The organism is Ruegeria sp. BG6 (assembly GCF_056538465.1).
In genome coordinates this window covers 85,317-108,029 of sequence record NZ_JBQFTB010000013.1, presented here as the reverse complement: position 1 = coordinate 108,029, position 22,713 = coordinate 85,317, and the positions used below count along the sequence as shown (strand labels likewise).

General features: G+C 59.9%; 23 protein-coding genes. 4 read left to right on the top strand and 19 right to left on the bottom strand.

Features of this window, described 5'->3' with window-relative positions:
- Positions 1 to 70 precede the first annotated feature (70 nt).
- From ACR0JW_RS19395 to ACR0JW_RS19375, 5 genes are all read right to left on the bottom strand, one after another.
- On the bottom strand, positions 71 to 1,147 hold the full coding sequence (locus ACR0JW_RS19395) for a branched-chain amino acid ABC transporter permease (RefSeq protein WP_170612643.1): 1,077 nt from the start codon (positions 1,145 to 1,147) through the stop codon (positions 71 to 73).
- 3 nt (positions 1,148 to 1,150) lie between these two features.
- Positions 1,151 to 1,408: a hypothetical protein gene (locus tag ACR0JW_RS19390; protein ID WP_170612645.1), complete on the bottom strand. Its 258-nt coding sequence runs from the start codon at positions 1,406 to 1,408 to the stop codon at positions 1,151 to 1,153.
- A gap of 3 nt (positions 1,409 to 1,411) precedes the next feature.
- The gene (locus tag ACR0JW_RS19385; RefSeq protein ID WP_170612647.1) at positions 1,412 to 2,398 is read right to left on the bottom strand and encodes a branched-chain amino acid ABC transporter permease; all 987 of its coding nucleotides are present in this window, start codon (positions 2,396 to 2,398) and stop codon (positions 1,412 to 1,414) included.
- Positions 2,399 to 2,427: 29 nt separating this feature from the next.
- Positions 2,428 to 3,246, bottom strand: a complete 819-nt coding sequence (locus ACR0JW_RS19380; RefSeq protein WP_170680230.1) for an ABC transporter ATP-binding protein — start codon at positions 3,244 to 3,246, stop codon at positions 2,428 to 2,430.
- A gap of 78 nt (positions 3,247 to 3,324) precedes the next feature.
- Complete coding sequence (locus tag ACR0JW_RS19375; RefSeq protein WP_170613143.1) at positions 3,325 to 5,268, bottom strand: AMP-binding protein; 1,944 nt, start codon at positions 5,266 to 5,268, stop codon at positions 3,325 to 3,327.
- Positions 5,269 to 5,737: 469 nt separating this feature from the next.
- On the opposite strand from ACR0JW_RS19375, the gene ACR0JW_RS19370 reads away from it, so the two are divergent.
- Complete coding sequence (locus tag ACR0JW_RS19370) at positions 5,738 to 6,202, top strand: phosphate-starvation-inducible PsiE family protein (protein ID WP_480523117.1); 465 nt, start codon at positions 5,738 to 5,740, stop codon at positions 6,200 to 6,202.
- A gap of 268 nt (positions 6,203 to 6,470) precedes the next feature.
- Here ACR0JW_RS19370 and mutT read toward each other — a convergent pair whose 3' ends face one another.
- From mutT to ACR0JW_RS19355, 3 genes are read right to left on the bottom strand one after another with little or no spacing between them, the layout of a single operon-like run.
- The gene (gene mutT, locus ACR0JW_RS19365; protein ID WP_170612653.1) at positions 6,471 to 6,869 is read right to left on the bottom strand and encodes an 8-oxo-dGTP diphosphatase MutT; all 399 of its coding nucleotides are present in this window, start codon (positions 6,867 to 6,869) and stop codon (positions 6,471 to 6,473) included.
- 55 nt (positions 6,870 to 6,924) lie between these two features.
- A complete protein-coding gene (gene argJ, locus ACR0JW_RS19360) occupies positions 6,925 to 8,151 on the bottom strand; it encodes a bifunctional glutamate N-acetyltransferase/amino-acid acetyltransferase ArgJ (protein WP_170680228.1) in 1,227 nt (408 codons plus the stop codon).
- A gap of 5 nt (positions 8,152 to 8,156) precedes the next feature.
- The gene (locus ACR0JW_RS19355; RefSeq protein ID WP_480714327.1) at positions 8,157 to 9,005 is read right to left on the bottom strand and encodes a peptidylprolyl isomerase; all 849 of its coding nucleotides are present in this window, start codon (positions 9,003 to 9,005) and stop codon (positions 8,157 to 8,159) included.
- Positions 9,006 to 9,181: 176 nt separating this feature from the next.
- Here ACR0JW_RS19355 and secA point away from each other — a divergent pair, with 176 nt between their 5' ends.
- The 3 genes from secA (at position 9,182) to ACR0JW_RS19340 (ending at position 14,501) form a co-directional block, all read left to right on the top strand.
- Positions 9,182 to 11,899 (top strand): preprotein translocase subunit SecA, encoded by a 2,718-nt coding sequence (gene secA / locus ACR0JW_RS19350; protein WP_170680224.1) that lies wholly within the window; start codon positions 9,182 to 9,184, stop codon positions 11,897 to 11,899.
- A gap of 100 nt (positions 11,900 to 11,999) precedes the next feature.
- The gene (locus ACR0JW_RS19345) at positions 12,000 to 12,920 is read left to right on the top strand and encodes a hypothetical protein (RefSeq protein ID WP_170680212.1); all 921 of its coding nucleotides are present in this window, start codon (positions 12,000 to 12,002) and stop codon (positions 12,918 to 12,920) included.
- 24 nt (positions 12,921 to 12,944) lie between these two features.
- Positions 12,945 to 14,501: a phosphate ABC transporter substrate-binding/OmpA family protein gene (locus tag ACR0JW_RS19340; RefSeq protein ID WP_170680210.1), complete on the top strand. Its 1,557-nt coding sequence runs from the start codon at positions 12,945 to 12,947 to the stop codon at positions 14,499 to 14,501.
- A gap of 19 nt (positions 14,502 to 14,520) precedes the next feature.
- Here ACR0JW_RS19340 and radC read toward each other — a convergent pair whose 3' ends face one another.
- Genes radC through thiD form a run of 11 tightly spaced genes read right to left on the bottom strand, consistent with a single transcriptional unit; the run spans position 14,521 to position 22,681 of the window.
- Entirely contained in the window at positions 14,521 to 15,276 is a 756-nt protein-coding gene (radC, locus tag ACR0JW_RS19335) for a RadC family protein (protein ID WP_170680208.1), read from the bottom strand.
- A 35-nt stretch (positions 15,277 to 15,311) separates the two neighbouring features.
- Positions 15,312 to 16,049 carry an ABC transporter permease gene (locus ACR0JW_RS19330; RefSeq protein WP_170680206.1) on the bottom strand — a complete coding sequence of 246 codons (738 nt, stop codon included), beginning with the start codon at positions 16,047 to 16,049 and terminating at the stop codon, positions 15,312 to 15,314.
- A complete protein-coding gene (locus ACR0JW_RS19325; protein WP_480714326.1) occupies positions 16,046 to 16,774 on the bottom strand; it encodes an ABC transporter ATP-binding protein in 729 nt (242 codons plus the stop codon). The genes ACR0JW_RS19330 and ACR0JW_RS19325 overlap by 4 nt, the downstream gene beginning before the upstream one ends.
- The gene (gene tenA, locus ACR0JW_RS19320) at positions 16,771 to 17,445 is read right to left on the bottom strand and encodes a thiaminase II (protein WP_480714325.1); all 675 of its coding nucleotides are present in this window, start codon (positions 17,443 to 17,445) and stop codon (positions 16,771 to 16,773) included. Before tenA ends, ACR0JW_RS19325 begins: the two co-directional genes overlap by 4 nt.
- Positions 17,442 to 18,377 carry an ABC transporter substrate-binding protein gene (locus tag ACR0JW_RS19315; protein WP_170680200.1) on the bottom strand — a complete coding sequence of 312 codons (936 nt, stop codon included), beginning with the start codon at positions 18,375 to 18,377 and terminating at the stop codon, positions 17,442 to 17,444. The genes tenA and ACR0JW_RS19315 overlap by 4 nt, the downstream gene beginning before the upstream one ends.
- Before the next feature lie 20 nt (positions 18,378 to 18,397).
- The gene (locus tag ACR0JW_RS19310; RefSeq protein ID WP_170680198.1) at positions 18,398 to 19,363 is read right to left on the bottom strand and encodes a ThiF family adenylyltransferase; all 966 of its coding nucleotides are present in this window, start codon (positions 19,361 to 19,363) and stop codon (positions 18,398 to 18,400) included.
- Positions 19,360 to 19,956 carry a thiamine phosphate synthase gene (locus ACR0JW_RS19305; protein WP_480714324.1) on the bottom strand — a complete coding sequence of 199 codons (597 nt, stop codon included), beginning with the start codon at positions 19,954 to 19,956 and terminating at the stop codon, positions 19,360 to 19,362. Before ACR0JW_RS19305 ends, ACR0JW_RS19310 begins: the two co-directional genes overlap by 4 nt.
- Positions 19,953 to 20,723 (bottom strand): thiazole synthase, encoded by a 771-nt coding sequence (locus ACR0JW_RS19300; RefSeq protein WP_170680195.1) that lies wholly within the window; start codon positions 20,721 to 20,723, stop codon positions 19,953 to 19,955. The genes ACR0JW_RS19305 and ACR0JW_RS19300 overlap by 4 nt, the downstream gene beginning before the upstream one ends.
- 2 nt (positions 20,724 to 20,725) lie before the next feature.
- Positions 20,726 to 20,920 (bottom strand): sulfur carrier protein ThiS, encoded by a 195-nt coding sequence (gene thiS, locus ACR0JW_RS19295; RefSeq protein ID WP_170680193.1) that lies wholly within the window; start codon positions 20,918 to 20,920, stop codon positions 20,726 to 20,728.
- The gene (locus ACR0JW_RS19290; protein ID WP_480714323.1) at positions 20,904 to 21,881 is read right to left on the bottom strand and encodes an FAD-dependent oxidoreductase; all 978 of its coding nucleotides are present in this window, start codon (positions 21,879 to 21,881) and stop codon (positions 20,904 to 20,906) included. The genes thiS and ACR0JW_RS19290 overlap by 17 nt, the downstream gene beginning before the upstream one ends.
- Positions 21,878 to 22,681, bottom strand: a complete 804-nt coding sequence (gene thiD / locus ACR0JW_RS19285) for a bifunctional hydroxymethylpyrimidine kinase/phosphomethylpyrimidine kinase (RefSeq protein ID WP_480714322.1) — start codon at positions 22,679 to 22,681, stop codon at positions 21,878 to 21,880. Before thiD ends, ACR0JW_RS19290 begins: the two co-directional genes overlap by 4 nt.
- Positions 22,682 to 22,713 lie beyond the last annotated feature (32 nt).

Genomic DNA, 22,713 nt, shown 5'->3' with positions numbered 1-22,713 from the left:
TGTTTCCTCCCTTGGTTATTCCGATGCGGTTTCGGGCTTTGCACCCGTCTTATGATTGGGCCGGTTCCGTTTAGTGCGGGAACGGCCAGAGTCTGAGCTTTTCCTTGGCCACGCGCCACAGCTGCGCAAGCCCGTGTGGTTCCAGGATCAGGAACATGATGATCAGCGCACCGACGATCACAAGCTGAAGATGCGCCACGATATCGGTGGGCCAGCCCAAAACGTCGACCCCGACAACCTTCAGAACCACCGGCAACAGCACAAGAAACGCAGCCCCGGCAAAGGATCCGAAAATAGAGCCTAATCCGCCGATAATCACCATGAACAGCACCAGGAACGACTTCTGGATGCCGAACACCTCGCCCACTTCGACCGCGCCCAGATAGACCGCAAAGAACAGCGCACCAGCGATGCCCACAAAGAACGAACTGACGGCGAAGGCGCTGATCTTGGCTTTCAGCGGGTTCACCCCGATGATCTCGGCTGCGATGTCCATGTCGCGGATCGCCATCCATGTGCGCCCGGTGGTGCCGCGCGTCAGGTTGCGGGCAATCAGCGCGCTGACCGTCAGGAAGATCAGGCAGAACAGATAGGTCGCCCAGGCCGGAGCATTCGGCCCCGTGATGATGATGCCGAACACATCACGTTCGGGCGCATTGATCTGACCCGAAGCGGAATAGTTGTAGAACCACGGCACCCGGTTGAACAGCCAGACCAGAAAGAACTGCGCCGCCAGCGTGGCCACCGCCAGATAGAACCCTTTGATCCGCAGCGAAGGCAGACCGAACAGCACACCCACGATGGCCGTAATGCCTCCGGCAAGCAGGACATGGATGAACATGCTGACATCGGGAAAGGCCGTCATCAGCTTGTAGCAGGCATATGCGCCCACAGCCATGAACCCGCCGGTCCCCAGCGATACCTGCCCGCAATAGCCCACCAGAATGTTCAGCCCGATGGCCGCAATTGCGTAGATCAGGAACGGCAACAGCAGCGCGTTGGCCCAATAATCGTTGATGATGAACGGAATGATCCCGAACGCCACCGCCAGCACCACGTAGTAGCGGTACCGATCAAACTTGATCGGGAAAGTCTGGCTGTCATCCACGTACGAGACTTTGAAGTCCCCGGCTTCACGATAGAACATGTCTTACTTTCCCCATTCTTCCTGCGCCCGGTTCCGGGTCGCAGCGTCCAATTGTTTTGAAGACTTGGCGTAACCGCTCTGCTCGGTGTTGCGCACCAGTTTCATATAGGCCAGCACGCCCGTCACCAGACCGGCAAACGCCAGGATCGCGGCGATCATCAACTGGCCGTCTGTCAGCCCCTCGGCTGTGATCGCGATGTAGCCGAAGGCCCAGAACCCGGCCCAGGCGATGACGTTAATGATGGCGATCAGCTTCTGCACGACCTAAACCCTTTCGATGATCTTCTCACCGAACAGACCCTGAGGCCGGAACACGAGGAAGATCAGCGCCAGAACATAGGCGAACCAGTTCTCGGTCGCGCCGCCCACCATCGGGCCGATCGCGAATTCGAACAGCTTCTCTCCCACACCGATGATCAGCCCGCCCACGATCGCGCCGGGGATCGAGGTGAACCCGCCCAGCATCAACACCGGCAGCGCCTTGAGCGCGATCAGCGACAATGAGAACTGCACGCCGGACTTGGTGCCCCACATGATCCCTGCGACCAGTGCCACGAATCCGGCCACCGACCAGACCATGACCCAGATGAAGTTCAGCGAAATGCCGACCGACAGCGCGGCCTGGTGATCATCCGCAACGGCACGCATGGCCCGGCCCTGTTTGGTGTACTGGCTGAAGGCCACCAGCGCCGCGACCAGCAGCGCCGCAATGACCGTCGCCACGATATCCAGATTGTCGATGAAAAAGCCGTAATCGAAGATGTTGAACGTCGTCTCGTCAATCCACAGGTTGATACCCTGCGGCAGGCCAACATCCAGCGTCTTGATCTCGGATCCCCACATCAGGTCGGCCACGCCTTCAAGGAAATAGGCCAGACCGATGGTCGCCATGAACAGAATGATCGGCTCCTGCCCGACCAGATGGCGCATGACGAACCGCTGCACCGCCCAGGCCAGCAAGACCATCACTGCCATTGTCAGAATGATCGCCAGCAACGCTGGCACATTCCAGCCGAAATAGTGGACATGGGTGCCGAAGATCGCGTTGATCAGATGCGCAAAGGGCACCTGACCGTTCATGATCCCGACCAGTGTCATCGCCGCAAAAAGGGCCATAACCCCTTGCGCGTAATTGAAAATCCCGGACGCCTTGTAGATCAGCACAAAGCCCAGCGCGACCAGTGCATAAAGCACCCCGGCCATCAGACCGTTGAGGATGACCTCCATCGCAAATACGAGTTGTTCAGGCATGTCAGCCCCTCCCCAATTCTGCCAAGGCTTCAGTCATGGCTGACCCCCAGATAGGCGTCGATAACTTCCTGATTGTTGCGCACCTCGTCGGGTGTGCCGTCTCCGATCTTTTTGCCGTAATCCATCACGACCACCCGGTCGCTCAGGTCCATCACCACGCCCATGTCGTGTTCGATCAGGGCAATCGTGGTGCCGAACTCGTCATTCACGTCGAGGATAAAGCGGCTCATGTCCTCTTTCTCTTCGACATTCATGCCCGCCATCGGTTCATCCAGCAGCAACAGTTTGGGCTCCGCAGCCAGCGCACGGGCCAGCTCGACGCGTTTTTTCAAACCGTATGGCAAGCGCGCCACGGGCGTCTTTCGGATGTGCTGAATTTCAAGAAAGTCGATGATCTTCTCGACCGCCTCGCGGTTCTCGACCTCTTCCGCCTCGGCCTTACCCTTCCAGAACGCCTGTTGAAGGACGTTGGTCTTCATGAAGTTCAGACGGCCGGTCATAACGTTGTCCAGCACGCTCATCCCCTCAAACAGGGCGATATTCTGGAACGTGCGCGCAATGCCCTGACGCGCCACTTCGTAGGGGCGCATCGCCGGGCGTTTCGATCCGTGGAACCAGACCTCACCCTCCTGCGGAACATAGAACCCGGAAATCACGTTCAGCATCGAGGATTTACCGGCCCCGTTCGGCCCAATGATCGCGCGAATCTCGCCCTCACGGATGTCGAACGAGATATCCTTGATCGCCACCACGCCACCAAAGCGCAGGGTGATGTTCTTCATTTCCATCACCACACCGCCGATCTTGCGGCCGTCTTCGGTGACATATCCTTCGGAATTATCCAGCATCAGTCGCTCCCTGACGATTGGAAAAACGGGACGGCGGGCGGGGCGATGACCGCAGGTCGAGCGGCGTACGACCGGCCCTCATTCTGCCGCCACCTTGTGCTGCGCGACAGGCACGACCGGCGCATCGACAATCTTCAAGGTCGCGCTGATCGCGCCTTTGCGGCCATCCTCATAGGTCACTTCCGTGGTCGTCGAAATGCTCTCGGACCCGTCATAAAGTGCCTGGATGATGTCGTGGAACTTCTCTTCGACGAAGCCGCGCCGCACCTTGCGGGTCCGGGTCATTTCACCGTCATCCGCATCTAGTTCCTTGTGCAGCACCACAAAGCGATGTACCTGGCAGCCCGACAGCATCTCATCAGCGGCTACGGACTTGTTGACTTCTTCCACATGGCCGCGAATCGTCTCTAACACACGGGGATGCGCCGCCAGTTCCTGATAAGACGCATAGGCCACATTGTTGCGTTCGGCCCAGTTGCCGACAGCGGTCAGGTCGATATTGATGAAGGCCACGCAGCGATCCTTTCCGTTGCCGAACAGGACAACTTCAAGAATGTCAGGAAAGAACTTCAGTTTGTTTTCGACATATTTCGGCGCAAACATGGACCCGTCGGCCATTTTGCCCACATCCTTGGCGCGGTCGATGATCCGCAGATGGCCGCTGCTTTCCTCGATAAAGCCGGCATCCCCGGTCGCCACCCAACCTTCGGCATCCTTGGTCGATGCCGTCGATTCCGGGTTGTTGTAATACTCGACGAACACACCGGGCGAGCGGTAGTGAATCTCGCCCTTGTCGTCGATCTTCAGTTCGACATCCGGCGCAGGGACGCCAACCGTATCGGCCCGAACCTCTCCATCGGGCTGAACGGTGATAAAGACCGTCGCTTCGGTCTGGCCGTAAAGCTGTTTCAGATTGATGCCCAGCGAGCGGTAGAAATCGAAAATCTCCGGTCCGATTGCCTCACCGGCCGTGTAACCGACGCGAAAGCGACCGTAACCAAGCGTGTCCTTCAGCGGACCATACACCAGCAGATTGCCCAGCGCGTATTTCATCCGGTCGCCGAAACCCACCGGCTTTCCATCCAGCAGCAGGCCTCCGACCTTCTTGGCATGAGCCATGAAGTGGTGGAACATGCGCTGCTTCAGTTTGCTCGCATCCTCCATCCGGATCATCACGTTGGTCAGCTGGGTCTCGAACACGCGCGGCGGGGCAAAGAAATAGGTCGGTCCGATCTCGCGCAGGTCCGTCATCATCGTGTCGGCGCTTTCAGGGCAGTTCACGCAGAAGCCGCACCAATAGGCCTGACCGATCGAAAAGATGAAATCCCCCACCCACGCCATCGGCAGATACGACAAAATGTCTTCGTTCCGTGTCAGATGATCGAAATCGGCCGAGTTCTTGGCGCTTTCGATTACGTTGCGGTTCGACAGCACCACGCCCTTGGGCTTGCCCGTGGTGCCCGAGGTGTAAAGCATCACGCATGTGTCGTCATAGGTGATCTCGGAGATGCGCTTGTCCAGTTCCTCATCGAACCGCGCATGGCCGGCGCTGCCCTCGGCCATGATATCGGCCAAAGCGTTCATCTGACTGTGGTCGTATTTCCGCATCCCCCGCTTGTCGGTATAGAGGATGTGTTTGACCTGATCCATTTTTTCCTGGATTTCGATGACCTTGTCGACTTGCTCCTGATCACCGCAGACGACGTATTTCGCGCCGCAATGTTCCAGAACATAGGCCATCTCTTCGGCGACCGAATCCTGATAGAGAGGCACCGGAACCGCGCCCACCATCTGGGCCGCGACCATGGACCAGTAATGCGCCGGACGGTTGCGGCCGATCACCGCGATATGGTCGCCCTTCTCGACGCCAAGTTCCAGAAAACCCAGCGCGATGGCGCGGATTTCCCGGGCCGCTTCTGCCCAGGTCCAGCATTGCCAGATCCCGAATTCTTTTTCCCGATAGGCCGGGGCATCCCCGAACCGGGTCACATTGCGGTGTAACAGCGCCGGAAGAGACTGCATCCCTTCGGCGCCCGACTGCGTCTGAGCCAATCTTTTCTCCTCCCCATCCGACCCCTCTCCCAGGGGGCGGAAATGGCGGGTCCGGAACAGGGTCCGAACGCCAATGCCCCGATTTGGGACAGGGGCACAATCAGCGTCAACTTTTTCCTGATGTTTTCTCAATTCTTACGAATTGTAACAGGGGTAGAGTGGTGATCTTCTGATTTGTACCAAACGTACAGGCAACGAAATTATGCCTCCGGGAAAAGCGGGGCGGAAAACGGGCCGTTGGCACACGGACAGATCCAGCAGACCGGCTGATACCGCTTCAAAGTTTTCCGGGAGCTATCGACGGGGCGTTGTGACGACCAACAGATCGGACTGGAAAACCAATTCCCTTTCATGGAAAAGTTCCGTCAAAGCCGAGGCGAGTGGTGCAACTGTATGAAATATCTCACGCTGGTGAACGAACACGGAATTGGAGATTACAGTGAGTGGCGAAAATAACAAACCGATCCCGGCACATGTGGAACTAGATCCCGATCACGAAGACGCCATCGTTCGGTGGTGCAACAGGATGATCCGCCACGGTGTCAGAGCATTGTCAGTGCTCATGCTCGGTATCATTCTGATGGCTATTATAGACGCAGGTTTCACAACATTTCAGAAGTTGCTGGAACCGCCTGTCTACATCTTGGAAGTCAGTGACCTTCTTACAGTTTTTAGCGCTGTATTGGTCGTTCTTATCGCGATAGAGATCTATACAAATATCACGCTCTATCTGACCGCTGACGTCATCCACATCAAGCTTGTTGTCGCGACGGCCTTGATGGCGGTCGCCCGAAAAATCATCACGCTCGACGACAAGAATCTGGAGCCGCAGTACTTTCTTGGTTACGCGGCAATCGGCCTAGCCTTGGGCGTAACATACTGGCTTATTGCGAGAAAACCGTGAGTCCAACTGCTCGTTTGTGTCCGACGCATCGGTGAAGCCGTTTGCTTGGCCTGCTCAGAGTCTGACCGCTCTATCGGAAAGTTGCGGTTGGGCCATTCGATCTGGGTCGGCACAATGCGATCTGCTGGATTTTCCTTTAGGGTGTGACGGCTTGGTGTCGTTTACCAGAAGGGCGCAGTTTGTGCTGACCATTTGCGAAAAGAAACAGCTGCCAGGTCCACGTTCCCGTCATCCAGACTGATCACCCTGAATGCCCTTTGCATTCCACTTATAACCAGTCCCGCAGGATCGGGATCAGCGGCACATCCGCCGCAGGCATCGGGTAGCTGCGCAAATCATTCGCGCGGACCCATTTCAACGCCTGCCCTTCTTTCGACTGCGGGATGCCCTGCCATTTGCGGCAGGCGAACAACGGCATCAGCAGATGGAAGTCACTATAGCTGTGACTGGCAAAGGTCAGTGGGGCCAGGCAGGACGCCCAGGTGTCGATACCCAGTTCTTCGTGCAATTCGCGGATCAGCGCGGCCTCGGGGGTTTCGCCGGGTTCGATCTTGCCGCCGGGGAACTCCCACAGACCGGCCATGGATTTGCCTTCCGGGCGCTGCGCCAGCAGCACCCGGCCCTCGATATCGATCAGGGCAACCGCAGACACCAACACGGTTTTCATGGTCGCAATCCCGGACGCAAAACCGGGCTCCACTTTTGCTGGAATTGCTCCGGTTTCACGAGCGATAGTCCGCGTTGATCTCGATATAGCCGTGGGTCAGATCGCAGGTCCAGACGGTGGATTTGCCCTCGCCCAGCCCCAGATCAACGGCAATGACCAAATCCTGACCTTTCATATAGGCGGCGGCGTCTTCTTCGCGATAGCTGGGGCTGACCCAACCTTTCTCGGCCACCAGAATATCCCCGAAGGAAATGCTCAGCAGGTCCCGATCCGCTGCGGCACCGGACTTACCGATAGCCATGACCACGCGGCCCCAGTTGGGGTCTTCGCCCGCGATGGCCGTCTTGATCAGCGGAGAGTTGGCGATAGCCAGCCCATGCACCTTGGCATCCGCATCCGAGGCCGCACCAGTCACGCGAATTTCCACGAATTTCGTGGCGCCTTCACCGTCGCGCACCACTTGCTGTGCCAGATCCAGCATGACGCCTTCCAGCGCCTCGGCAAACGCCGCATTGCCGGTGGCATCCACCCCCGAGGCCCCCGTCGCGCACAACAGCAGGCTGTCCGAAGTCGAGGTGTCGCTGTCGACGGTGATGCAGTTGAACGTCCGGTCCGTCTGCGCGCCCAGCATCGCCTGCAGTGCCGATTGCTCGACCCGGGCATCCGTGAAGATGTAGACCAGCATCGTCGCCATGTCCGGCGCGATCATGCCGGAGCCCTTGGCAATCCCTGCAATAGAGACTGTTTTACCGTCAATCTCAACCCGCGCCGATGCCCCTTTCGGGAAGGTATCGGTGGTCATGATGGCGCGGGCGGCATCCTCGATCGCATGCCGGCTGAGCCCCGCCTTCAGCGTCTCAAGCTGGGCCACGATGCGTTCATGCGGCAGCGGTTCACCAATCACGCCGGTTGATGAGGTAAAGACCCGTTCGACCGGAACGCCGGTGGCCTTGGAAACGGCCTGGGTTACTTCTGCCACCGAGGTCTGGCCATAATGGCCGGTGAAGGCGTTGGCATTGCCCGAGTTCACAACGATCGCTGCCGGTCCTTCGCTGGATCCGCCAATCTTGTTCTGACAATCCAGCACCGGGGCCGCGCGGGTCGCCGAGCGGGTGAACACCCCGGCCACGGATGTGCCCGGATCCAGCACTGCCAGCATGACATCGGTACGACCCTGATAGCGCACACCGGCCTCGACGGTCGCGAAACGCACGCCGTCGATGGCCGGAAGGTCGGGGAAGGCCGCAGGTGCCAGCGGCGACACTTTAGTGATATTGGCCAAGGGGCTTACTCCTGAATCAGATCCAGCTGCCGCATGATTTCCGGACCGGCACCTTCCAGCGCCGGACGCTCGATCTGGGCCTTCTGGGTCAGTTCGTCGATACGGGCCTGAATGGCTTCCTGCTGGATGGTCTGGGCCAGTTCATTGCGAACATCGGCAAGTTCGGGGGCCTCGGACTTGCGCTGATCGTTCAGGATGATCACGTGCCAGCCGAACTGGGTCTGCACAGGGTCCGAGACCTGGCCTACTTCCAGCTCCAGCACGGCGGCCTCAAACTCGGGCACCATGCGGCCCTTGCCGAACCAGCCCAGCATGCCGCCATTGGGGCCAGACGGGCCGGTGGACTTTTCCCTGGCGAGCTCCGCGAAATCCGCGCCACCGTCCAGCTGGGTCCTGATTTCCTTGGCCTCATCCTCGGTTTCCACCAGAATGTGGCTGGCCTCGTACTCGTCCTCGCCTTCAAACTCGGCGATCTGCGCGTCATAGGCGGCCTGAATCGACTCGTCCGTCACCAAACCGCCGGTGATTTCGGCAACCGTCTGCACGGCCCTCAGCGAACGTTCCTCGTTCTTGAGTGTCAGGGCGTTGTAGGTGGAAAGGCCTTCCTGTTCCTGGCTGAGCAATTGCTGCTGAACCAGTTGCTCGACAATGAAGTCAAAGAGGACCTGGTCTTCCATCTGCTTGTATTGCTGCGGCAGGCTTGCGGCGGTGGCGATCACGTGACCCAAAGTGATCTCGTCCCCGTTGACGCGCGCAACCACAGTGGTCGCATCCGGCTGGGTCTGGGCGGCAAGTGGCAGGGCCATCACGGCGGTCAGGGCCAGCGATGGCAGAAAAGTGAGGCCTTTGGGCATTGAATTATCCTATTTCCATGCCGCGACAGGGCGCAGCGTTGACACTCTGGAACCTGCCGCTTACATCGCTTTGAAGCCTTGGACAGGGCCGCCTTTCACCCCCCGTATCTATGGGTTGCGCGCAAGGTGGGCAAGCCTGTCGCAACCAAGACAAGAACAGATCCGCTGGAGTGAACATGCTGGGACTCGGAACGCTTGCCAAAAAGGTGTTCGGAACACCGAACGACCGCAAGATCAAGGCGACCCGCCCGCTGGTCGAAAAGATCAACGCGCTGGAGCCGGAGTTTGAGAAACTGTCGGATGAGGGTCTGATCGAGAAAACTGAAGAGCTGCGCAAACGCGCGCTGGATGGCGAGAGCCTGGATACCTTGCTGCCAGAAGCTTTTTCCAACGTACGCGAGGGTGCAAAGCGGGCGCTGGGCCTGCGCGCCTTTGACGTGCAGCTGATGGGCGGCGCGTTCCTGCATCAGGGCAACATCTCGGAAATGAAAACGGGTGAGGGAAAGACGCTGGTCGCCACCCTACCGGCCTATCTGAACGCGCTGACCGGCAAAGGTGTGCACGTGGTCACGGTGAACGAATACCTGGCCAAGCGCGACGCGGAATGGATGGGCAAGGTTTTCTCGGCCGTAGGCATGACGACCGGTGTGATCTGGTCCGGTCAGCCGGACGAAGACAAAAAGGCGGCCTATGCCTGCGACATCACCTATGCCACCAACAATGAGCTGGGCTTCGACTACCTGCGCGACAACATGAAGGCGGACCTGAACGACGTCTATCAGAAGCACCACAATTTCGCGATCGTGGACGAGGTCGACTCGATCCTGATCGATGAGGCGCGGACACCGCTGATCATCTCGGGTCCATCGCAGGACCGGTCGGACCTGTATACCGCGATCGATACGCTGATCCCGTTGCTGCAGGACGATCACTATTCGCTGGACGAAAAGTCGCGCTCGGTGACCTTTACCGATGAGGGCAACGAGTATCTTGAGCAGCAGTTGCTGGCAAACGACCTGATCCCTGAAGGTCATTCGCTGTACGACCCCGAAAGCACGACCGTGGTGCATCACGTCAACCAGGGCCTGCGCGCGCACAAGCTGTTTCAGCGCGACAAGGACTACATCGTCCGCGACGGCAATGTGGTACTGATCGACGAATTTACGGGCCGGATGATGCCGGGCCGCCGGTTGTCCGAAGGCCTGCATCAGGCCATCGAAGCCAAGGAAGGCGTGCAGATTCAGCCCGAGAACGTGACCCTGGCCAGCGTGACGTTCCAGAACTACTTCCGTCTTTATGACAAGCTGGGCGGCATGACCGGTACCGCGCTGACCGAAGCCGAGGAATTTGCCGAGATCTATGGGCTGGGTGTGGTCGAAGTTCCGACCAACAAGCCGATCGCCCGTCTGGACGAGGACGATCAGGTCTATCGCACCGCACCCGAAAAATACGGCGCGATGATCAAGGAAACCAAAAAGGCGGTCGAGAAGGGCCAGCCGGTTTTGCTGGGCACCACCTCGATTGAAAAATCAGAGGTGCTGAGCCAGATGCTGACCAAGGAGGGCATTCAGCACAACGTGCTGAACGCCCGCCAGCACGAGCAGGAAGCGCAAATCGTCGCCGAAGCGGGTCGTCTGGGCGCGGTGACCATCGCCACCAACATGGCCGGACGCGGTACCGACATTCAATTGGGCGGCAACGTGGAAATGAAGGTTCTGCAGGCACTTGCCGAGAACCCAGAAGCGGACCCCGCCGAACTGCGCGCGGCGGAAGAGGCGCGTCACGCCGAGGAAAAACAGAAGGTGCTTGAGGCCGGTGGCCTGTATGTCATGGCCTCGGAACGGCATGAAAGCCGCCGCATCGACAACCAGCTGCGTGGCCGTTCGGGCCGCCAGGGTGACCCGGGCCGCACTGTTTTCTACCTGAGCCTCGAAGACGATCTGATGCGCATCTTCGGCTCGGAACGGCTGGACAAGGTGCTGACAACGCTGGGTATGAAAGAAGGCGAGGCGATCATCCACCCATGGGTGAACAAGTCGCTGGAACGCGCCCAGTCCAAGGTCGAAGGCCGCAACTTTGACATGCGCAAGAACGTTCTGAAGTTCGACGACGTAATGAACGACCAGCGCAGGGTGATTTTCAGCCAGCGGCGCGAGATCATGTCGACCGGTGACCTTTCGGAAATCGTGTCGGACATGCGCGAGCAGGTGATCGACGATCTGATCGACGAATATATGCCGCCGAAAACCTATGCCGACCAGTGGGACACCGACGGTCTGCACGAGGCGATCAAGGACAAGCTGACCATCGATGCGCCGGTTCAGGACTGGGCCGCCGAGGAAGGCGTCGATGACGAGCAGGTGCGCGAGCGCCTGATCAAAGCCGCCGACGAGATGATGGCCCAGAAGGCCGCCGCGTTTGGCCCCGAGAACATGCGCAACATCGAAAAGCAGGTGCTGCTGCAGACCATCGACGGCAAGTGGCGCGAGCATCTTCTGACGCTGGAACATCTGCGCTCGGTCGTGGGCTACCGCAGCTATGCCCAGCGCGATCCGCTGAACGAGTACAAGAACGAAAGCTTCCAGCTGTTCGAAGGGATGCTGGACAGCCTGCGCGAAACCGTGACACAGCAATTGTCGCGCGTTCGCCCGCTGACCGAGGAAGAGCAGCGTGAGATGCTGGCCCAGATGGCGGCGCAGCAGGCCCAAGCGCAACAGGCGGTCGAACAGGCCGCCGGTCAGGCCGAAGCAGTCGCAGAAGCCGACGCCTCGGGTGATGCCCGGCCCGGATTTGACGAAAGCGATCCGGCGACCTGGGGTAACCCGTCGCGCAACGACCGCTGCCCCTGTGGATCCGGAAAGAAGTTCAAACACTGTCACGGCAGGCTGACCTAACGTCACCCAGATTCGAACACAATGACTTCGCGTCGCGGTCACAAATTGGCCGCGATTGACCGGGAAAGTGTGACTCGCTCCTTCAACTGGGGAGGGTGTCTTGTTCGTTGTAAGAAACTACGTGACCATGGGTGGCACTGTCGTCTGCGCGCTCGCCATCGGTTACCTGATGCAGAATGGATCTGCCGCGCAACCTGATGGAAATCAGGCCGGTATCTCTGTGGCTTCTGCCGCGGGCCAACCTGTTGGGCTGGCCGGGCTTGAGCAGTTCGCGCTTACTTCGTCTTCTGCCAGCACCGCGTCACTTTCTGCTCCGGCACCCTCGCAGCGCAGCCTGCAACCCGGCCCCGAAGTAACGGCCGACTGCAACCTGAGCGCGCGCGCCACCGCGGTGCCTGGCGCAGCGGCAAGGTTGATCGTCAAGGCCCCCTGCCACGCCAACCAACGGATCGAGATCCATCACAGCGGGCTGGCCGTTTCTCAACAGACGGATGAAAACGGCGCCTTGGATCTGACGATGCCGGTGCTGTCGGAATACGCGATTTTTCTCATTTCCTTCGAGGATCAAAAAGGCACGGTGGCAACAACGCACGTGCCGGATATCAGCCAGTACGACCGCGTCGCGCTGCAATGGAAGGGCGCGACCGATCTGCAGCTTCACGCGCTGGAGTTTGGTGCCAGTTATGGCGGTGAGGGGCATGTCTGGGCGGACAGTTCGGCAATGGGTGTCGGCGAGGTTGTCCATATGGGCCAGCCGGGTCTTGGCACCGCGCAGAATATCGAGATTTATTCCTTCCCTTCCGGCCAGTCTGCGCAATCGGGCGCCATCGGCCTGACGGTCGAGGCTGACGTGACCAAGGCCAATTGCGGCTCGGATCTGAGCGTACAGTCGCTGGAACTGCGCGCCGACCGCCGCCTGCGCTCGCGCGATCTGGTGCTGAACCTGCCCGACTGTTCGCAGGTCGGAGAGTTTCTGGTGTTGAATAATCTGTTCCAAGACCTGACAATCGCGGCAAAGTAAACCGCAGGCAGGCTCGAAACTCCTATGACATCCTTACGTGCAGCAGTGGCTGCACTTTTTCTGGCAACGCTGGCATCTGGTGCTCAGGCACAGGACATCACGCTGACCTCGCATGACGGCAAGGTCGAGGTAACTGGAAACCTGCTCGGATATGATGGCGAGTTCTATCGCATAGATACCCAATTCGGTGAACTGACGGTGGACGGGTCCGGCGTGACCTGCGATGGCCCCGCCTGCCCCAATCTCACCGATTTTGTAGCAGAGGTCCGGTTCTCCGGGTCGTCGGTCATGGCCGAGAAGGTCATGCCTGCCCTGATTCTGGGTTTTGCCCAACAAGAAGGATTGTCGGCGACCCCATCACGGATTGACTCGGCAACCTTTGCCTACGATCTGTTTCAACCCGGGCGACCCACACCTTTGGGGCGGTTCTTCTTTCGCGTGGGCAATACAGGCCGGGGGTTTTCCGATCTGAGCGCGAATGAAACCGATATCGTCATGGCCTTGCGCGAAATCCGTCCGGGTGAGCGACTGGCTGCGGAAGACGCCGGGATGGGTGATCTGACAAAAGCGCGGCGATCCCGGGTTGTGGCGCTGGATGCGATGGTGCCTGTGGTGTCCGCCGTCAATGCGATACGACAGATCTCGCCCACGGATCTGGCACGCGTGTATTCCGGCGAAATCCTGAACTGGGCCGAACTGGGCGGGGCCGATGCGCCGATTGCGCTGCATCTGCCGGACATAGGATCAGGCTTGTCCCAGGCCTTCGAGGATCAGTTGCTTGCGCCCGCTGGCGTGACGCTGTCCGACACGGTCCTGCGGCATGGGCGCAGCAACGACTTGGTTCACGCAGTGGCCGAGGATCCGTTTGCCATCGGAATCGCCAGCCGGGCCGAAGCTGACAATGTCCGCGCGCTGGCGCTTGCCGGGGGCTGCGGCCACGCGCTGACGGCGACCCGGCAATCGATCAAGACCGAGGATTATCCGCTAACCTCACCCATGTTCCTGTACCTGCCGTCATACCGCCTGCCCCGGATCGCACGACAGTTTCTGGCCTATACCCAAAGCCCGGAGGCTCAGATGGCGATACGGCAGGCCGGTTTCGTGGATCAGGCACCCGAGACCATGCGTATCGGATTGCAGGGGGACCGCCTTGCCAACGCAATCGCAAACGGCGGGGACGAAGTTGGCCTGGACAGCTTGAAACAGATGATCGAAACGTTGCGCCCGATGTCACGCCTGTCGCTGTCTTTCCGGTTCGAGGCCGGGTCTTCGCGCCCGGATGCCCAGTCCCGCGCGAACATCCTGCACTTGGCGCAGGCGCTTGAGGCCGGTGCCTACGAGGCCCGAAAGCTGGCCTTCGTGGGATTCAGCGATGGTGACGGGCCAGCGACGGGGAACGCCCGCATTGCGCTATTGCGAGCCAAAACAGTGCGCAACGCAGTTCTGGCCGCTGTTGAGACCGCGATCCCAGACAGTGTCGAGATCTCGGTCGAAGGGTTCGGCGAAGCCATGCCCATGGCCTGCGACGACACCGAATGGGGCCGCAAGATCAACCGCCGGGTCGAAGTCTGGATCGAGTGACTTCGAATCCCACCGACAGCTACAGATAGCCCTGCGACCGGAAACTCAGCTCTGTCGATTTTCCGATGATCAGGTGATCGTGCAGCACCAGGCCAAGCGCGGTGCAGGCATCTTGAATGCGATTGGTCATGTCGATGTCGGATTGTGATGGTGTGGGGTCACCCGAGGGGTGGTTGTGCACCAGGATCAAAGCCGAGGCATTCAGTTCCAGCGCCCTTTTCGCCACCTCGCGCGGGTAGACGGGAACATGGTCCACCGTGCCCTTGGCCTGTTCCTCATCCGCAATGAGGACGTTCTTGCGATCAAGGTAGAACACGCGAAACTGCTCGGTCTCGCGATGGGCCATGGTGGTGTGGCAATAATCCAGCAATGCGTCCCAGCCCGAGATCACATGCCGTTGCATCACCCGTGCGCGGGCCATGCGATGAGCGCAGGCTTCCAGAATCTTCAGATCGGTAATCACGCTGTCGCCGACACCCTTGATCTGTCGCAACCGTTCTTCGGGTGCGGTCAGCACCCGGTTGAAGTCGCCCAGTTCGTCCATCAGGGCCCGGGCCAGGGGCTTTACGTCCTGTCGGGGGATCGAGCGGAACAGGACCAGCTCCAGCAGTTCATAATCCGGCATCGCTGCAGAACCACCTGACATGAACCGTTCGCGCAGCCTTTTGCGATGGTCCTTGATATAAGACGGCAACCGGCCTGCCGGCAGCGGCTGCACCGGGGCTTCGTCGTTTTCAAAAAGCATCGGGGCTTCGGCAAAGGCGTCCTTGGTCATACGCGCAGACTGGCGCAGAATTGCTTTCCGAAACGTTAGCGCACCTCACACGCCATGCGCGCCGTGGCGCGGTGCACCACCATGTGCAGCAGGATCGAAAATACACCCAGCGTCAGCATGGCCGCGAACATCAGGTCCGTCTTGGCCCGGCCGTTGGCCAGCAGCATCAGGTTCCCCAAACCCCCGGACGAACCACCGACCCATTCTCCGATCACGGCCCCGATGGGTGCGTAGACAGCCGCCAGCCGCATCCCCGAAGCCAGCGAGGGCAACGCGGCTGGTATTCGGATATGCCACAAAACCGCGCGCGGGCTGGCCTGCATGGTGCGTGCAAGGTCCAGATATCCGGCCGGAGTGCGCATCAATCCGTCAAAAAAGGACGACGTCACCGGAAAATAGATGATCAGCATGGCCATTGCCACTTTCGACCAAAGATCAAACCCCAGCCAAAGCGTCAAAAGCGGTGCCAGGGCAAAAACCGGCAAGGCTTGCGTGAACACTAGCAAGGGTCGCACCAGGATCCGGGTCATGCGCGAACTGGCCAGCGAGACGGCTGTGACAACGCCCAAGGTTACACCAAAAACGAAGCCGGTCAGAACCTCGACCGCCGTCACCCAGGTGTCCTTTGCGATGATCCACCGGTTGTCCCACCAGGTTTCGACGACAATGGCCGGGCCGGGTAAGATGAATTTCGGCCAGCCCGTGAAGGAGACGATGCCCTGCCAGACAACAAGGGCAAAAAGCGCTGCCGCAAGCGGAGACAGGTATTTCATGCTGCCTCCTGTCTCAGCAGGCTCAGCAAAGCGCCTTGCGCGGCCAACGAGTCCGGGTCGTCCACTTTGCGGGGGACCGGGGCCCGGGGCGGCTGGCATTTGGTCAGCCCGTGCCGGGTCATGACAATAATGGTTTGCCCCAGCCGGGCGGCTTCGGCCGGGTCGTGGGTGACCAGCAAAACGGTGCGGCCCCGCAACACCTCGGCCGCGAGATCCTGCATATCGGCGCGGGTTCGGGCATCAAGGGCCGAAAACGGCTCGTCCAGCAATACGAAAGGGCGGTCCTCCATCAGCGTTCGGGCAAGAGCCACGCGCTGGCGCTGACCACCTGACAGTTCCGACGGTTTCCTTGTCAGGTGATCCCAAAGGCGCATCCGTTTGATCAGACGGTCGCGCCGGTTCAGATCGGCCTTTTCCCCCCTCAACTGTGCGCCCAGCGTGATATTCCGGGCAACACTTGCCCAAGGCAGCAACAGATCGTCCTGCGCCATGTACGCGACACGTTCTGGCACCGGCAAGCCATCGTCAGCCGTGATTTGCCCTGAGAACTCCGCCCCGGTCTGCAATCCCGCGATCAGGCGCAGGATATTGGTTTTACCGACGCCGGAACCGCCCAGAAGACAGGTCCATTCCCCTGCCGCCAGTGTAAGCGAAAGCGGCGCGAACAGGGTCGCGCCGCCGATTGTGGCCTGTCCGCTGATGGTCAGGGCGGGGGCAGACATCATGGCGTCAGGCCCATCTGCCAGAAACTGACTTCAAGTTCGGTCGCAGTGCGGAACGTCCGGCTCAGGCGGTCCCAGCGCGGGGAGGCTTCAAAATCGTGCCCAATGCGCCGTGTTAGAGCCTGATCAAGCAACTCTCCAACCGCCTTGCATGCAGCCTGATAGTCTTCGCTGGCATAGGCGTTGATCCAGTCCCGATAGGTTTCGGACGTGGCCTCGGTTGCCAGACGCCCGCCAATCTCGCCATAGCCCATGACGCAAGGCGCAAGCGCTGCCAGCAAGTCCAGCAAGTCACTGCTGTAGCCTGCCTCGAGCACAAAGCGCGTATAGGCCAGGTTCTCGGCACGCTCGGGCGTCGCAACGAGGTCCTGCTGTGAAATACCCGCAGCTTCGCAGACACCGATATGCAGTTTCATCTCTTCGCTGATCAGACCGTTCACTGTGCGCGAGGCGGCCAGCATCTCTTCGTGGGTTTCCGATTTTACCACCGCAAGCGCCCAGGCACGGGCAAAATGGATCAGAAACACATAGTCCTGCCGCAGATAATGAAGAAACGCTGCGCGCGGAAGCGTTCCGTCCTTCAACCCTTCGACAAAGGCGTGGCGGGTATAATCCCGCCACGGCCCCTGCGCCGCATCGCGCATCAGCGCGAAGGCCTTGCCATATTCATTCATTGCGCAGTCACGTCGATGGCGATGGCGCTGACCGGGTTGATGCTGTCGATCATGCCGCTGTCTTTCAGAAAAGCCTCGAACCGGGTGTACCGCCCGGCATCGAACCCGGCCGGGCGCAGGGCAAAACGCGGCAGCGTGTCGACCCAGGCCCGGGCGTTCAGCTCATCCTGCAGCGCGGGCGAGGTTGCGGCGAAGATTTCCCAGCTTTTTTCGGGGTTGTTGACGATGAACTGTGTTGCCTTTTCCGTCGCGGCCAGAAAACGGGCGATCTTGTCGGTATCCATTGTGTCCGGGTTCGCGACATAGATCAGTTCATCATAGGACGGCACGCCCTCTTCCTCGATATAGAAGCAGGTGCCGGGATGGTCTTCGATGTCCATCTGGTTCAGCTCGAAATTGCGGTAGGCGCCGATCACCGCATCTACCTGCCCCGACATCAGCGACGGCGAAAGCGAGAAGTTGACGTTGATCATTTCGACATCGGCCAGTGCGACGTCATATTTGCCGAGAACGGTGCCCAGAACCGCCTCTTCCACGCCCGCGACAGAAAAGCCGATTTTCTTGCCCTTCAGGTCCGCCGGGGTTTTGACCGGGCCATCTTCCAATACCAGAAGGCAGTTGAGCGGGGTCGCGACTAGCGTGCCGACACGTTTCAGGGGCAGACCCTCGTGTATCTGCAGATGCAGTTGCGGCTGGTAGGATACAGCCAGATCGGCCTGCCCCGCAGCAACCAGACGCGGCGGTGCGGACGGATCCGCAGGCGGGACGATTTCAACTTCAAGCCCCTGTTCGGCGAAATAGCCGTTTTCCTGCGCCACGATAATGGGGCCGTGATCGGGGTTGATGAACCAGTCCAGCAAAATGGTCATCTTGTCGTCAGCCCAGGCCGGTGCAGCGGCCAGCAGCGATAAGGCTGTGATCAGTTTCTTCATATCTCGCGTTTCCTTCCTGTTCACGAGGTTGAGGCCGCGACGAGGACAATCCCGCCCGGCCAATTCGATTGAATTTGTTCGGCTGCACGCCACGCCCGCAGACCAGTGGCGCAGCAAAGGGCCAATCTTTTTGCTTTTTTAGGCTCTAATCCGGACAATTCGACTGGCGTTAGTCGTTCTGCGCCGGGGTGTATCGGGACCAGCGCTTCATCCGTGCCGCGAAGCTCGATGACCCGGTCTTCGGCCGTGAGTTGGCTGGCAGACAGGAAGCGGAAACAACTTGCGGGTTCTGGCGCATCATCGAAACGGAAACTGTTGCTGCGCAAGGTGCGGGCATCAAAGTTCACCATCTGGCCCAGCGGCGATGGTTGCAGGCCCAGGATCACGCTCAGCGCCATTTGCGCCTGCATAGCGCCGATAACACCGACAACCGGACCCAAAACACCTGCTGACGCGCAGCTGGCACCACTGTCGGGCGCGTCTGGAAACAGCGCCCGTAAAGACGGCGCGCCGCCGCAAAAGCCGCCCGCATAACCTGACAAGCCGAGCACCGAGGCACTGATCAGCGGCTTTCCCTGAGCCAGACAGGTATCTGACAGGACATAACTGGCCGCATAACTATCCGCACAATCCAGGACCACATCCGACCGCGACACCAGATTTGCCGCGTTTTCGCATGTCAGGGCCTGGCTTTGGCTGGTGACTTCAAGCATGGAGTTGAGGTCGCGACAGCGCCGCGCCGCAACTTCAGCCTTTGGCAAGCCGACATCCCGTTCCGTGAAAAGCGTTTGCCGGTGCAGGTTCGACAGATCAACGACATCGACATCAACAACCGTGATGTGACCCACCCCTGCCCCTGCCAACAGCGGCAGAACCGGCGCGGCCAACCCTCCGGCTCCGACGACAAGTACTCGTACAGCGGACAGGCCCGCCTGCCCTTCGGGCCCCACTTCGGGCAGGGTCATCTGGCGGGCATAACGGTTCATCGCGTGATGCCGATCCATTCGCGCACCCGCACTTCGGGGTCAGGTTTCAGCGTGATGTCGGTTACTGCCGCGACAATGTCGGCTCCGGCCTCGAACACGCCCGGCGCGCGCTCGACGGTCATTCCACCAATGCCGACCAATGGGATACGCCCCACCCGCGCCTTCCATTCGGTCACGCGGGGCAGACCTTGCTGCCGCCACTTCATCTTTTTCAGGATGGTCGGATAGACAGGTCCTAGAGCCACATAGCCGGGGTCCATCGACAGAACCCGCTCAAGCTCATCATTATCATGGGTTGAAACACCAAGTTTCAGGCCTGCCCGGCGGATGGCATGCAGATCGGCATCATCCAGATCCTCCTGCCCCAGGTGGACCCAGTCGCAGCCCGCCTCTATTGCCTGCTGCCAATGGTCGTTCACGACCAACTGAGCGCCATGGGTGCGGCACAGTTCGAGCGAGATCATAATCTGGACGCGCACCGCATCGTCCGGTTGGTCTTTGATCCGCAACTGCACCAGTTTGACGCCCAGAGGCAGCATCCTGTGCAGCCAGTCGGAATGATCGAAGATCGGATAGAACCGGGCCAGCGTCATGACAGAAATGCCTTTCCGATCACGGGGGTTGAGGGTTCAGCCATGTCGCGTGCCTCGATCGGGTCGGCCTTATGGGCCAATTGGCCGGCCTGAACCGCCAATGCCATTGCACGCGCCATCCCCACCGGATCACCGGCACGGGCCACCGCCGTGTTCAGAAGAACAGCATCATAGCCCAACTCCATCGCATGCGCGGCGTGGCTTGGACGGCCGATCCCGGCATCAATGACAAGCGGTACATCGGGAAACGCAGCCCGCAGCGCCCGCAGCGCATATTCGTTGTTCAGACCGCGCCCGGACCCGATGGGCGCACCCCACGGCATCAGAACCTCGCAACCCGCCTGCAACAGGCGTTCGCTGACGATCAGATCGTCCGTCGTGTAGGGAAAGACCTGAAATCCATCTTCCGTCAGGATGCGGGCGGCTTCGACCAGTTGAAACACATCCGGTTGCAGGCTGTCGGTATGACCGATCAGTTCCAGCTTGATCCAATTGGTCTGAAAAACCTCGCGCGCCATCTGGGCGGTTGTCACGGCCTCTTTCACCGTGTGGCATCCGGCGGTGTTGGGCAGGACAATCACACCCAGGTCGCGGATCATCCGCCAAAAGCTCTGCCCGGCCCCACCCGCGCCTTCACGGCGCAGGGATACCGTGGCAACACCGGCCCCGCTGAGGCGAAACGCTTGTTCCAGAATGGCCGGACTGGGATACTGCGCCGTGCCCAGCATCAGCGGGTTAGGCAGTTCTGTGCCGTAAAAGGTCTTCATCGTCAGCCCCCCTGCATCGGGGCGACAACTTCGACCCGGTCACCATCTTCGAGTTTTAGGGCCGTGCGCAGGCTTGAAGGGACGAATTCCTCATTCACTGCGGTGGCTACACAGCCCGAGAATCCACATTCCACCAACAAATCTGACAAGGTATCCGCGCGGCTTTCGCGCGCCTCGCCGTTAAGCACGATCTTCATCGACCATCTCCGAATGTTTGTTTTCCAGCGCCAGATCGGCGACGCCCTGTGCCAACGCGGGCGCAAGAAGGTAGCCATGGCGATACAGGCCATTGGCATAGATCGTTCGCCCCAACCGGCGGATGCGCGGCAGGTTGTCGGGAAAAGCGGGGCGAAGATCGACACCGATTTCCAGGATCTCAGCCTCACCAAAGGCCGGGTTCAGCGCATAAGCCGCGCTGAGAAGCTCCAACATCGAGCGGGCGGTAATCCGGCCGCTGTCCTCGGATTCGATCATCGTCGCGCCCAGCATGTAGACCCCGTCACCCCGCGGGACGACATAAAGCGGCATGCGCGGGTGCAGCAGTCGCACCGGGCGAGAGAGCGTGACATCCGGGCAGCGAATCACCAGCATCTCGCCTTTGACGCCACGCAGATCATTCAAGATCTCACGCGCGTGCAACCCCCGGCAATCGATCGCATTCTCCAAACGGGAAGGGGCCAGTTTACGGTGAAAGGGTACACCTCTGTCCCTGAGGTGGCTGTAGAGGTCTCGCAACGCTTGCCGGGGATCAAGATGGGCCTCTGCCCGGAAGAAGAGACCGTTACCGAAGTTGCTTATTTCAGGCTCTAAATCAGTGATTTTCGCACTTCCGACTTCTGAATACCCATCCGTTCGGCGTGCAAAGCGGCGCAAATCCGGCAGGTCGCGCGAATGCGCAACAACCAGCGTTCCGCAACGATGCACCCGCGTTCTGGCGGCCCACCAGTCAATCGCTGCTTGTCCAAGCCGCAGAACCGGCTCCTCGGCATTTTCGTATTCACACCAGGGGCCAAGCATGCCACCCGCCCACCAGGAACAGCCATGTGGACCCGGCGCACCTGCCGGGTCGAATATCTGCACGTCAGCGCCGCGCGATACCAACTCGGCTGCAACAGTCAGACCGGCTACTCCGGCACCTATGACCGACCAGACAGTCATGCGGGCCAAAGCTGATGAAAATGATGAACTGGCCCATGCCCGCGACCAATGTCCAGATCATCGGACCGGGCTATCGCGCCTTGCAGATAGCTGTGCGCATCTGCAACGGCCGTCATCAGCGTTTTTCCCAGCGCCAGCCCGGCAGCAATTGACGCGGACAATGTACAACCGGTGCCATGCGTGTTTTTGGTATTTCGGCGCGGTGCCGTGAACTCTGCCACCAAGCCCGAAGCGTCGATCAAGAGATCACGGCAAATGTCGCCGGATCCATGCCCGCCCTTCATCAGAACGGAATCTGCGCCCATGTCACACAAGGCAAGCCCCTGTTTTACCATCTGATCCGGCGACTCCGCAGCCGGGCAAACCAGAAGGCGTCCGGCCTCAGGCAAGTTCGGCGTCAATAGCGTGGCTATGGGCACGAGCACCGCCCGTAATGTCTCAACCGCGTCTTCTGTCAGCAAGGCATCGCCGGATTTGGCAATCATCACAGGATCCAGAACGATGGAACCACGAAACGCTGCAAGGCTGTCTGCAACACATCGGATGATCTCCGGCGTCGCCAGCATGCCAATCTTGACGGCGCCCACGCTCAGATCAGACAGAACGGCATCGATCTGTGCGGCGACAGTATTCAGCGGGATCCCGTGAACGGCGGTAACGGCCCGTGTGTTTTGCGCGGTCACGGCGGTGATCACGCTGGCACCATAAACCCCCAAGGCAGACATTGCCTTGATGTCAGCCTGAATTCCGGCCCCACCGCCACTGTCCGAGCCTGCAATTGTCAGCGCAATAGGCGTCATATCGTTGCTCCATCAAAATTGGGCAACGCGCG